Genomic DNA, 12098 nt, shown 5'->3' with positions numbered 1-12098 from the left:
GTGCGTGTATGTTCCGGGCCGAACAGCCACGGAAGGGACCGATCCGGTGAACAAGAAGGTTGCGACTGCACTCTCCGGCGGCGCGGTGCTCGCACTGGCGCTGACCGGCTGCAGCGACGACAGCGGCAAAGAGACCGAGGCGTGGGCCAAGAAGGTCTGCGACAAGGTTCAGCCCGAGGTCAAGAAGATCCAGGAGGCCAACACCTCCATCAACGAGGCCTCCAAGGAGAAGAGCTCTTCGGAAGAGGTCAAGAAGACCGACGCGGCCGCGTTCGACAAGATCTCGGGTGCGTACAAGTCGCTCGCCGGCGCCGTCGACCAGGCCGGCCCGCCGCCCGTGGACGACGGCGAGAAGCTGCACCAGGACGCCGTGAAGGAGCTGCGCACCATCTCCTCGAAGTACGGCCAGCTGCGGAAGACCGTCGAAGGGCTGGACACCAAGGACCAGGCGAAGTTCGCCGAAGGGCTCCAGGGCGTCGCCACGAAGCTCGACGCACTCGGCAAGAGCGGCGACAAGGCCCTGAGCAAGCTGCAGTCCGGCGACGTCGGCAAGGCGATGGCCGAGCAGGAGGGCTGCAAGCGCCCGGGCAACTCACCGAAGGTCTGAGAACCCGCCCCCGCGGCGGCACGCTCGCCCGCGGGGACGACACAATGGTGACGTGAGTATCAGCGAACGCCTTCCCGAAGCGGACTCCGAACGCATCGACCGGCTGCGGGAGGCGCTGCGCAGCGCTGACTTCACCGCCGACGGTCTGCTGGACCTGCTCGGGGGACCCGCCTACGCCGCCCTCGCCCGGAGCGAGACCGTGCCCGCCCTGCGCGCCACCCGCGGAGCGGGACCTCTGCAGACGCTGGTTCGGCTGTTCCTGCTGCAGCAGAGCGTTCCCCGCGGCCGGGCCGAGGCGGCGCTTCCCCTGGACGACGTCCTCGCCGGCGGCTGGCTCGTACCAGCCGAACCGGAAGCCGGAGCGGCGGACGGCGCGGGGTCCGTCCGCGCCACCGTGGACGTACGTCCGTACTCCGGCCCCGAAGGGCAGGACTGGTGGATCGTCGCCGACCTCGGCTGCGCCGTGGCGGGAGCCGGAGGCGTCGGCTCCCCGCCGGGCGCGCACAGCGGGGACGTCGTCCTCGGTGTGGGCGGCGCCTCCACGACGCTGGCCGGGATCACGGTCCGCCGGCCCGTCGCCCGCGCTCTCGACGTCGGGACCGGTTCGGGACTTCAGGCGCTCCACGCCGCCCAGCACGCCGGGCATGTGACGGCCACCGACCTCAACCCCCGGGCTCTCGCCTTCGCGCGGCTCACGCTCATGCTCTCCGGCGCCCCCGAGGCGGAGTTCGGGCAGGGCACCCTGTTCGAGCCGGTCGCCGGTGACGAACCGTACGACCTGATCGTCTCGAACCCGCCGTTCGTCATCTCCCCGCGGGCCCGGCTGACGTACAGGGACGGCGGCATGGACGGCGACGACCTGTGCCGCACCCTCGTGGACCGCGCCGCCGGACACCTGGCGCCGGGCGGCTACTGCCAGCTGCTGGCCAACTGGGAGCACAGGGACGGCGAGGACTGGCACGAGCGGCTGCGGTCCTGGGTGCCGGACGGATGCGACGCGTGGATCGTGCAGCGCGAGGTGCAGGACGTCACGCAGTACGCCGAACTGTGGCTGCGGGACGCCGGGGACCACCGCGCGGGCGACGCCGCGTACGCCGCCCGGTACGGCGAGTGGCTCGACGAGTTCGAACGGCGGGGCACGACGGCCGTCGGGTTCGGCTGGATCACCCTGCGCAAGAGCGGCGCGGCGGATCCCGCCGTCCTCGTCGAGGAGTGGCCGCATCCGGTGGAGCAGCCGCTCGGCGAGGAGATCGTGCAGCACTTCCAGCGGCAGGACTTCCTTCGGGCGACGGACGACGCGGGCCTCCTGGACTGCTACTTCGAGCTCGCCGAGGGGGTCGTGCAGGAGCAGGTCGGCATGCCCGGCGCGGAGGACCCGGAGCACGTGGTGCTGCGCCAGCACCGAGGAATGCGGCGGGCGACGAAGGTCGACACCGTCGGAGCGGGCTTCGCCGGGGTGTGTGACGGCTCGCTGCCCGCATGGCGGATTCTGGACGCCATCGCGCAGCTGGTGGGCGAGGACCCCGTGCTGCTGCGGGACCGCACGCCGCGCGCCATCCGGCTGCTGGTCGAGCAGGGGTTCCTGCTTCCGGTGGTGGCGCGGAACGGGGCCGCGGCAGAGGAGTAGCCGGCAGCGCTGCCGGTCCGGACGAGGGCCGGTGCCCGCGGCGGCTTCACGGGTTCACCTGCTGTTCGCGGCGCGGTCGTCCGGCGGTGCCAGGGTGCGGGCCATGCAGAGCAGCATGGAGAGTACGCCGTCCCTCTTCGCGGGACTGACGCTGGCGCTGTTCGGGTCGGCGCTTCTGTTGTGGACCGGGGTGCGGATGCGGTCCCACCTGCCGGTGGCCTACGGAATTCCGGCTTCCGCGGCCGCGGCGGGCGCCCTCGCATTCGGCGTGATTTCGATCCTCACAGGTGGCTGGGTCCTGCTCGCCTCCTGAAGATCGGGCTGTATCGGGCGGCAGGATCGATTGGTGTCGGGTTACCGTTCGAGTTGCGTTGCGGAGTTTTCCCGTTTGACACGTAGGCGGGAGGTACCGTCACACTCCGCAGCGATACCGAGCTACCGACGCCGCATGCCGACCGGAGAGAAGAGCGAGAAGTTGTCCCCGACCCGCGAGCCCGCAAACGGCGGGCGCCGACTCGTGATCGTCGAGTCGCCCGCCAAGGCCAAAACGATCAAGGGTTATCTCGGCCCCGGTTACGTGGTCGAGGCCAGCGTGGGTCACGTCCGGGACCTTCCCAACGGTGCCGCCGAGGTTCCGGCGAAGTACAAGGGGGAGTCCTGGGCGCGGCTGGGCGTGAACGTCAACAGCGACTTCGAGCCCCTCTACGTCGTCAACACGGACAAGAAGGACCAGGTCAAGAAGTTGAAGCAGCTTCTTGCCGAGTCCGACGAACTCCTGCTCGCCACCGATGAGGACCGCGAGGGCGAGGCCATCGCCTGGCATCTGCGCGAGGTCCTCAAGCCCAAGGTCCCGGTGCGGCGGATGGTGTTCCACGAGATCACGAAGGACGCCATCCAGGACGCGGTCCGCAACCCCCGCGACCTGAACCAGCGCCTCGTCGACGCCCAGGAGACCCGCCGCATCCTCGACCGCCTCTACGGCTACGAGGTCTCGCCGGTCCTGTGGAAGAAGGTCATGCCGCGGCTCTCGGCAGGCCGCGTCCAGTCGGTGGCGACCCGGCTCGTCGTGGAGCGGGAGCGTGAGCGCATGGCGTTCCGCTCGGCCGAGTACTGGGACCTGACGGCCACCTTCGCGGCCGAGAGATCCATCGACGCCTCCGAGCCGGGGACGTTCGGCGCCCGGCTCAGCTCCGTCGACGGACGGCGGGTCGCCCAGGGCCGCGACTTCGGCTCCGACGGCCGGCTGAAGAACCCCGGCCAGGTGCTGCACCTGGACGAGCAGAACGCCCGCGCGCTCGCCTCCGCCCTGGAGGACACGCGGTTCGCGGTCCGCTCCGTCGAGTCCAAGCCCTACCGCCGCTCGCCGTACGCGCCCTTCCGTACGACCACGCTGCAGCAGGAAGCCAGCCGCAAGCTCGGCTTCGGCGCGAAAATGACGATGCAGGTGGCGCAGAAGCTGTACGAGAACGGCTTCATCACCTACATGCGTACGGACTCCACGACGCTCTCGGACACCGCGGTCAGCGCCGCCCGTGCGCAGGTGACGCAGCTGTACGGCTCGGACTACCTGCCGGACAAGCCGCGCGTCTACGCGGGCAAGGTCAAGAACGCGCAGGAGGCGCACGAGGCGATCCGCCCCTCCGGGGACCGCTTCCGCACCCCCGCCGAGACGGGCCTGACGGGTGATCAGTTCCGGCTCTACGAGCTCATCTGGAAGCGGACCGTCGCCTCTCAGATGAAGGACGCGACCGGGCAGTCGGTCACCGTCCGCGTCGGAGGGCAGGCGAGCGACGGCCGGGACGCCGAGTTCAGCGCGACCGGCAAGATCATCACCTTCCACGGGTTCCTGAAGGCGTACGTCGAGGGCTCCGACGACCCCAACGCCGAGCTGGACGACCGCGAGCGCCGCCTCCCGCACGTCACCGAGGGCGACCCGCTCACCGCCGAGGACCTCACGGCCGACGGGCACGCGACCAAGCCGCCCGCGCGCTACACCGAGGCCACGCTGGTGAAGGAGCTCGAGGAGCGGGAGATCGGACGCCCCTCCACCTACGCCTCGATCATCAGCACCATCCTCGACCGGCGGTACGTCTTCAAGAAGGGGACGGCCCTGGTGCCCTCCTTCCTGAGCTTCGCCGTGGTGGGTCTGCTGGAGAAGCACTTCGGACGGCTCGTCGACTACGACTTCACAGCGAAGATGGAGGACGACCTCGACCGCATCGCCGCGGGCAGCGCCGCGTCGGTGCCCTGGCTGCGCCGCTTCTACTTCGGCGAGGAGGCCGCCGGCGAGGGCGTGCAGGGCTCCGCGGCCGACTCCGGCAACGGCGACGGCGACCACCTGGGCGGTCTGAAGGAGCTCGTCTCCGACCTCGGGGCGATCGACGCGAAGGGCGTCTCGTCCTTCCCCGTCGGCGAGGGCATCACGCTGCGCGTGGGCCGGTACGGCCCGTACGTCGAGGGCCCGCCGCCCTCGCCCGACGAGCCGGGCCAGCGCGCCGACGTCCCCGACGACCTGCCGCCGGACGAACTGACCGTCGAGCTCGCGAAGGAGCTGCTCGCGAAGCCGAGCGGCGACTTCGAGCTGGGCACCGACCCGGAGAGCGGCCGTCCGATCGTCGCCAGGGACGGGCGGTACGGCCCGTACGTCACGGAGGTGCTGCCGGAGGGCACCCCGAAGACCGGCAAGAACGCGGTGAAGCCGAGAACCGCTTCCCTGCTGAAGTCCATGTCGCTCGATACGGTGACGCTTGAGCAGGCACTCAAGCTGCTCGCGCTGCCCCGCGTGGTCGGCACCGACCCGTCGACGGGCGAGGAGATCACTGCGCAGAACGGCCGGTACGGGCCGTACATGAAGCGCGGTACGGACTCGCGTTCGCTGGAGACCGAGGAGCAGATCTTCACGATCACCCTCGAAGAGGCGCTGGAGATCTACTCCAAGCCCAAGCAGCGGGGGCGCGCCGCCGCCAAGCCGCCGCTGAAGGAGCTGGGCACGGACCCGGAGACGGAGCGTCCGGTCGTCGTCAAGGACGGGCGGTTCGGCCCTTACGTCACCGACGGCGAGACGAACGCCACACTGCGCCGGGACGACGACGTCGAGACCATCACCCCGGAGCGCGGGTTCGAACTCCTGGCGGACAAGCGGGCCAAGGGGCCGGCGAAGAAGGCCACAAAGAAGAAGGCCCCGGCCAAGAAGTCGACGGCGAAGAAGGCCACGACCAAGAAGGCCACCGCGAAGACGGCTGCGAAGAAGACGACGGCCAAGAAGTCGACGGCGAAGAAGGCCACCGCCAAGAGCGCGGCGAAGGGTTCCGGTTCCTCCGACGCCACGGCCGAGTAGGCCCGCCGGCGGTCAAAGCGCAGGTCCCGCCCGTTTGTTCGGGTGGCCCCACGCGCCGTCGGCGGCGCCCTATACGCTGACCGCCATGACGCGAGCAGATCAGCCATCGGGCGTGAACCCCACCTCTGACGCCCCTGACGACGCACTCGCCGCGGAATCCCGCGAGCGCGCCGTGGGCGCGCTGTTGCGATTCAGTCCGCTCCGGCGCCTGTGGAGCGCCCAGCTGACCGGTGGGATCGGAGACGCGCTGGCCCTGCTGGTGCTGCTGCTCCTCGCCCTCCAGGCGGCGACCGTCAGGGCGGCGGGCGGTGAAGTCGTCTTCGGCGGCGGCTACCGCGGCATGGCACTGGTCATCACCGCCGTTTTCGGAGCGCGGCTGCTGGCCACGCTTCTCTTCGGCGCGGTGCTGCTGGGTCCGCTCTCCGCGCTCATGGCGCCCGGCAAGGGAGTGCTGGACCGGCGCTGGACGATGTTCGGGGTCGACGTGCTGCGCGCCCTCGCCCTCATCGTCGCGCCCATGTGGGTCGACTGGACGCCGGGGGACGCCTTCGCGCTGATCCTCATCACCACCTTCGTGCTCGGCGTGGCCGAACGCTTCTGGACGGTCGCGAAGGACAGCGCGGCCCCCGCGCTGCTGCCCGCACCGCCGCCCGAGGGCTCCGCCGTGCGTCCGCTGCCGGACCGTCACGACGCGCTGCGTCGGCTCTGGCTCCGCAGCACCTTCCTGTCGCTGCCGGCGGCCGCCATCACGCTGGTCGTGGTCACCCTCGTCAGCAAGCTGCTCAGCTCGCCCTTCGAGTGGTTCGACACGCACCAGGCCGCGCTGGGCGCGTACGTCGCCGCGGGACTCTTCGCGGCTGCCGTCTCCGTCGTGTACTTCCTGGAGCTGCCCGACGCGGGGAGTCTGCGGCCCCGCAGCCCCCTCGAGGGTCTGCGCCGTCCCCGGGGCGCCGCGGCCGGGCAGGAGAAGCCCGGCCCCGACCGGGGGCGCACCGGAGCGATCCCGCTCCTGCTGCTGGCCTGCTCGGCGATCGCCTGGGCGATCTCCAGCGCCGTCGCGGTGGCCGCCCTGCAGGCGGCGGACCTGGAGGGGGGCCCTGTCAGCTTCGGCCTCCAGGTGTTCGCGCTCACCGGGGGAACCGCCGCGGGCATCCGCCTCGCCCCGCGCGTCCTGCCCGGGTTCTCACGCCGCCGTCTGCTCGCGCTCGCCATCGCCGTCACCGGCGTCGGCCTTCTCGCGGCCGGGCTCGTCACCGACGCCACGACCGGCATAGTGCTGATGCTGATCTCCGGTTTCTCGGCCGGTCTCGCCGCCCAGTCCGGCCACGTGCTGCTGGACCAGGAGACGGAGGACCTGCGTCCGGTATCGGGGATGAGTCACCGGTCCCGCATGACGGAGCACCTGCAGACCATCGTCCGCATCGCGATTGCCGTGGGCGCCCTGGCCGCGCCGGTGGCGTCCGGCTTCATCGGGCCGCACCGCGTGGGCAGCGGCGAGTTCGTCTTCGACCACGGCGGCGCCGCCTTCACGCTGATGCTCGTCGGCGCGCTGCTGCTGCCCGTCGCGGCACTCGTGCTCGGGCGTACCGACGACCGCCAGGGCGTCACTCTCAGGAGGGACCTGCTCGAAGCGCTGGGCGGCGGTCACCCGAAGGAGGCGCCCGCCGAGAACGGGTTCTTCCTCGCGCTCGAAGGCGGCGACGGGGCCGGGAAGTCCACGCAGGTGGAGGTCCTGGCGGAGTGGATCCGCGCCAAGGGCCACGAAGTCGTCGTCACGAAGGAGCCCGGCGCCACACCGGTCGGGAAGCGGCTGCGTTCGATATTGCTGGACGTCTCCGAGTCCGGCCTGTCGCACCGTTCCGAGGCGCTGCTGTACGCGGCGGACCGCGCCGAGCACGTCGACACGGTGGTACGTCCCGCCCTCGAACGGGGCGCCATCGTCATCTCCGACCGCTACATCGACTCCTCCGTCGCGTACCAGGGCGCGGGCCGCGACCTCTCGCCGACGGAGATCGCGCGCATCTCCCGCTGGGCGACCGGCGGGCTCGTGCCGCACCTGACCGTGCTGCTGGACGTCTCCCCGGAGACGGCACGCGAGAGGTTCACCGAGGCGCCGGACAGGCTGGAGTCCGAACCCGCGGAGTTCCACGACAAGGTCCGCACCGGTTTCCTCACCATGGCCGCGGCCGACCCGGCGCGCTACCTGGTCGTCGACGCGTCGCAGACGCCCGACGCGGTCACCACGGCCGTGCGCCACCGGCTCGATCAGGTGCTGCCGCTCTCCGAGGCCGAGGTGAAGGCCGGGGAGGAGGCCCGTAAGGCAGCCGAGGAGGAGGCGCGCCGCAGGGCGGAGGAAGAGGCCGCCCGCAAGGCGGAGGAGGAGCGCCAGGAGCGCGAACGCCAGGAGCAGATGGCCCGGTTGAGGGCCGAGGAGGAAGAGCGCAAGCAGCGCGAGGCGGAGCTGGAGAGGCAGCGCGCCGAGGCCCGCCGCGCCGAGGAGGCCCGGCAGCGTGCCGAGGAGGCCCGCAGGATCGCCGAGGAGGAACGGCAGCGGCGGGAGGCCGAGGAGCGCGCCCGCGCGGAGGAGATCGCGCGGCAGCGGCGCCTCGCCGAGGAGGAGGCGCGACTGCGGGCCCAGGCCGAGGAGCGCCGCCTGGAGAAGCAGCGGAAGGCGGAGGAGGCGCTGCAGCGGGCGGAGCAGTCGCGCTCACGGCAGACCGGTTCCGACCCGGACGGCTCCCACGGCGACACCGCGAAGCTCCCGCAGCCCGGCGAGCCCGCCGGTGATCCGGAGAGCGACCGCACGCAGGTGCTGCCCAGCACTCCGCCGGCACCGCTGCACCCGGACACTTCGCAGCCGGGACGGCGGGGCCCGCGGGAGCGGCCGGACGAGGAGACGACGCAGCTCCCGCGTCCGCCCGCGGAGGAGGAGCGCACGAGGGAGATGCCCTCGCCCCCGCCCCCGGCCGAGCCGGAGGCGCGGCGCTCGTCGCGTCCGCGGCCCGACTGGGCGGAGGAGACCCCTCTCGACGACGTGCCGTCGCTCGCGGACGAACTGCTGGGCGCCGGTGAGGACGAAGAGGACGAGGGCGGCCGGAAGCGTCGCCGCGGCAAGTAGCCGCGGCGAGCAGCGTCCGTGGCCGGGCGTGACGGCTGGACGTCTCCCCGGCGCCGGCTCCGGGAGCGGACGGTGCGCGGGAGCGTTCTCCGTGTCCGTGTCCGTGTCCGTGTCCGTGCCCGGGGCCGCTGCATGCGCCCTCACGCCCGCCGCTCCTCCGGTCCGCCGAGCCGGGTAACCGAAGCGCCGGTCACGGCTGTCGGTCCCGTGGACCACAATGGTCTGACGCGCGGCACGCGGGCCGTCGGCCGGCCCCTTCCGCGTCGAACGGACGTGGCGTGCGCGGGCAGCGGCCCGGGAGGCGAGGGCGCTTCCACGCAGCCGGAAGTCAGGGAGGGACGGCAGCGATGGCGGTCTGGGACGACGTGGTCGGCCAGGAACGTGTCACGGCGCAGCTGAGCGCCGCGGCACGCGACGCCGACGCGTACGTCACGGCCGAGGCCGCCGGCAAGGGCACGGCCCCGCTCTCCGGCTCCTCGATGACGCACGCCTGGCTCTTCACCGGCCCGCCCGGGTCGGGCCGTTCGACCGCCGCGCGTGCTTTCGCGGCGGCCCTGCAGTGCGTGAGCCCGGACCGGGCGCTCGGCGGCGCCCCCGGCTGCGGCTTCTGCGAGGGCTGCCACACGTCCCTGATCGGCACCCACGCCGACGTCGAGGTGATCCGCACGGACCTGCTCAGCATCGGCGTCAAGGAGACGCGCGAGCAGGTCCGCAGGGCGCAGATGTCCCCGGCCGGGGGCCGCTGGCAGGTCATCGTCCTGGAGGACGCGGACCGGCTCACCGAGGGCGCGGGCAACGTCCTGCTCAAAGCCGTCGAGGAGCCCGCGCCGCGGACGGTCTGGCTGTTGTGCGCGCCTTCGACGGAGGACGTACTGCCGACGATCCGCTCGCGCTGCCGTCACCTCGCCCTGCGCACACCCCCGGTCGACGCCGTCGCCGACCTGCTGATGCGGCGGGACGGCATCGAACCGGAGATGGCGTCCTACGCGGCCCGCGCCACGCAGGGCCACATCGGACGGGCCCGCCGCCTCGCCACGGACGACCGGGCGCGCAAGCGCAGGGCGGCGGTGCTGCGGATGCCGCAGCGGGTGGCGGACGTCGGCGGTGCGCTGAAGGCGGCTCAGGAACTGATCGACGCCGCCGCCGAGGACGCCAAGGAGGTCTCCGAGGAGCTCGACGAGCGGGAGACCGAGGAGCTGAAGGCCGCGCTGGGCGCGGAAGGCAAGAGCCGGATGCCGCGCGGCACCGCCGGAGTGATGAAGGATCTGCAGGACAAGCAGAAACGGCGCGCCACACGCACCCAGCGCGATTCGCTCGACCTCGCCCTGACGGACCTCACGGGCTTCTACCGGGACGTCCTGGCACGGCAGTTGGGCTCCGGAGTCGCCCTGTCGAACGAGGAGGCGGCAGCGGCGGTGGCGGAACTCGCGTCGCACTCGCGGCCGGAGCAGACACTCCGGCGTATCGAGGCGGTACTTGCGTGCCGGGAGGCGCTCGAGCGGAACGTCGCCCCGCTGCTGGCCGTCGAGGCGATGGCGATGACGCTGCGGGCGGGCTGAGCCCGTCCCGTCCCCGCAGCGGGCGTGCTCTTCGTGGTGCGGTCGGTCCAGGCATGCCGCCGTGCAGGGCCGGCGGCATGCCTGGGCCGACCGCGTCGCCCGGTCACCCGATCCGAGCAGCGCTCACCGTTACGGGAACACGCCCGGCGCCGGCCCCGGATACGCTCGCCAAATCGCCGGACCGCTTCTCTCCGGCTGCCGAGACCGACGCGAACCGAGGGATGGTCCATGGACACCAGGCGCGGGCTGAGCACCACGACGGCCGTACTCGCGGCGGCCGTCATGCTGGTGATGAGCGGGTGCTCTTCCGATTCGGGCGGGTCGGACGCCCCGGAGGGCGCCCCCTCGTCGGCGAGCAGCGACCGCGCCAACGGCCTCGACAGCGCCGAGCCCCTCAAGCCGCTTCCCACCGCCGTACCGTCCGACCTCAAGAGGTACTACGAGCAGAAGCTCACCTGGCGCGACTGCGGCGACGGGGACGGTTTCCAGTGCGCCAAGATGAAGGCCCCGCTGGACTACGACAAGCCCGACCCCGCCGACGACCTGAACCTCGCCGTCGCCCGGAAGAAGGGCGCGAAGAGCGGAAGGATCGGCTCGCTGCTGGTCAACCCGGGCGGCCCGGGCGGTTCGGCCATCGAGTACGTGCAGCAGGCGGCGGCGGTCGGCTATCCGGCGCCCGTACGGCAGAAGTACGACATCGTCGGCCTCGACCCGCGGGGCGTGGCCGCCAGCGAACCCATCAGGTGCCTCACCGACAAGGAGATGGACACCTACACGCAGACCGACCAGACGCCCGACGACAAGGCGGAGAAGGACAAGCTCGTCGGCGCGTACAAGAAGTTCTCGGCCGGCTGCAAGAAGCGCGAGGGCGAACTGCTCGCCCACGTCTCGACGGTGGAGGCGGCCCGGGACATGGACGTCCTGCGGGCCCTCCTCGGCGACAAGAAGCTGAACTACGTGGGCGCCTCCTACGGCACCTACCTGGGGGCCTACTACGCGGGACTCTTCCCGCAGCGCTCCGGCCGGCTCGTCTTCGACGGCGCCATGGACCCGTCGCTGTCGATGCTGCAGCTCAACCGCGACCAGACGGGCGGTTTCGAGACGGCCTTCAAGGAGTTCGCGGCGGACTGCGTCAAGCGGTCGGACTGCCCGCTCGGCACGAAGAGCGTCAAGGACGCAGGGCGGAAGCTCAGCGCGTTCTTCAAGAAGGTCGACGCCAAGCCGCTCCCCACGGGCGATCCGCGCGAACTCACCGAATCGCTCGCCACGACGGGCGTCATCCGCGCCATGTACGACGAGGGCGCCTGGCCCCAGCTGCGCGACGCGCTGACGACGGCGAACAAGGGCGACGGCGCCCAACTCCTCGCCATGGCCGACGAGTACTACGAGCGCGACCCGAGCGGCCACTACGGCAACATCATGTACGCCAACCCCGCCGTCAACTGCCTGGACCTCCCCGCGGCGTTCGACTCGCCGGACGCGGTGGAGAAGGCGGTGCCCTCGTTCGAGAAGGCCTCCCCGGTGTTCGGACGCGGCTTCGCGTGGGCGGCCCTCAACTGCGGCTACTGGCCCGAGCAGGCCACCGGCGAAGCCCACCGCATCGCGGCGAAGGGCGCCGACCCGATCCTCGTCATCGGCACGACCCGCGACCCGGCCACTCCCTACGCATGGGCGCAGGGCCTCGCCGGCCAGCTCGACACGGCCCGCCTGCTGACCTACGAGGGCGACGGGCACACCGCGTACCTGCGCGCAGGGGCCTGCATCAACGACACCGTCGACGCCTACCTGCTCAAGGGGAAGGCGCCGAAGGACGGCAAGCGCTGCTCGTAGGCCGCGGGCGAGGCGGTACG

Annotated in this window: 7 protein-coding genes; all 7 read left to right on the top strand. The window is 72.0% G+C overall.

Features of this window, described 5'->3' with window-relative positions; genetic code table 11:
- Nucleotides 1-46: 46 nt before the first annotated feature.
- The 7 genes from IEY56_RS22515 to IEY56_RS22485 all read left to right on the top strand — a co-directional run bounded on the left by IEY56_RS22515 (nucleotide 47) and on the right by IEY56_RS22485 (nucleotide 12078).
- The gene (locus IEY56_RS22515) at nucleotides 47-607 is read left to right on the top strand and encodes a small secreted protein (RefSeq protein ID WP_045865945.1); all 561 of its coding nucleotides are present in this window, start codon (nucleotides 47-49) and stop codon (nucleotides 605-607) included.
- Nucleotides 608-665: 58 nt separating this feature from the next.
- Nucleotides 666-2234, top strand: a complete 1569-nt coding sequence (locus IEY56_RS22510; RefSeq protein ID WP_373292163.1) for a DUF7059 domain-containing protein — start codon at nucleotides 666-668, stop codon at nucleotides 2232-2234.
- Between the two features lie 103 nt (nucleotides 2235-2337).
- Nucleotides 2338-2547, top strand: coding sequence for a hypothetical protein (locus tag IEY56_RS22505; RefSeq protein WP_229712118.1), 210 nt, complete (start codon nucleotides 2338-2340; stop codon nucleotides 2545-2547).
- 162 nt (nucleotides 2548-2709) lie between these two features.
- Nucleotides 2710-5571, top strand: a complete 2862-nt coding sequence (gene topA, locus IEY56_RS22500) for a type I DNA topoisomerase (RefSeq protein WP_189039160.1) — start codon at nucleotides 2710-2712, stop codon at nucleotides 5569-5571.
- 85 nt (nucleotides 5572-5656) lie between these two features.
- Nucleotides 5657-8689, top strand: coding sequence for a dTMP kinase (gene tmk / locus IEY56_RS22495; RefSeq protein WP_189039106.1), 3033 nt, complete (start codon nucleotides 5657-5659; stop codon nucleotides 8687-8689).
- A gap of 347 nt (nucleotides 8690-9036) precedes the next feature.
- The gene (locus IEY56_RS22490) at nucleotides 9037-10248 is read left to right on the top strand and encodes a DNA polymerase III subunit delta' (RefSeq protein ID WP_189039105.1); all 1212 of its coding nucleotides are present in this window, start codon (nucleotides 9037-9039) and stop codon (nucleotides 10246-10248) included.
- A gap of 228 nt (nucleotides 10249-10476) precedes the next feature.
- Nucleotides 10477-12078: an alpha/beta hydrolase gene (locus IEY56_RS22485; RefSeq protein ID WP_189039104.1), complete on the top strand. Its 1602-nt coding sequence runs from the start codon at nucleotides 10477-10479 to the stop codon at nucleotides 12076-12078.
- Nucleotides 12079-12098 lie beyond the last annotated feature (20 nt).

The sequence above is a fragment of the Streptomyces daqingensis genome (assembly GCF_014645895.1).
GTDB classification, from domain to species: domain Bacteria; phylum Actinomycetota; class Actinomycetes; order Streptomycetales; family Streptomycetaceae; genus Streptomyces; species Streptomyces daqingensis.
This window is presented reverse-complemented; position numbering and strand designations above follow the sequence as displayed.

Excerpts from the sequence above, each read along its gene's own strand:
- IEY56_RS22505 (WP_229712118.1), top strand. The coding sequence starts at position 2,338 with ATGCAGAGCAGCATGGAGAGTACGCCGTCCCTCTTCGCGGGACTGACG.
- tmk (WP_189039106.1), top strand. The coding sequence starts at position 5,657 with ATGACGCGAGCAGATCAGCCATCGGGCGTGAACCCCACCTCTGACGCC.
- IEY56_RS22490 (WP_189039105.1), top strand. The coding sequence starts at position 9,037 with ATGGCGGTCTGGGACGACGTGGTCGGCCAGGAACGTGTCACGGCGCAG.
- IEY56_RS22485 (WP_189039104.1), top strand. The coding sequence starts at position 10,477 with ATGGACACCAGGCGCGGGCTGAGCACCACGACGGCCGTACTCGCGGCG.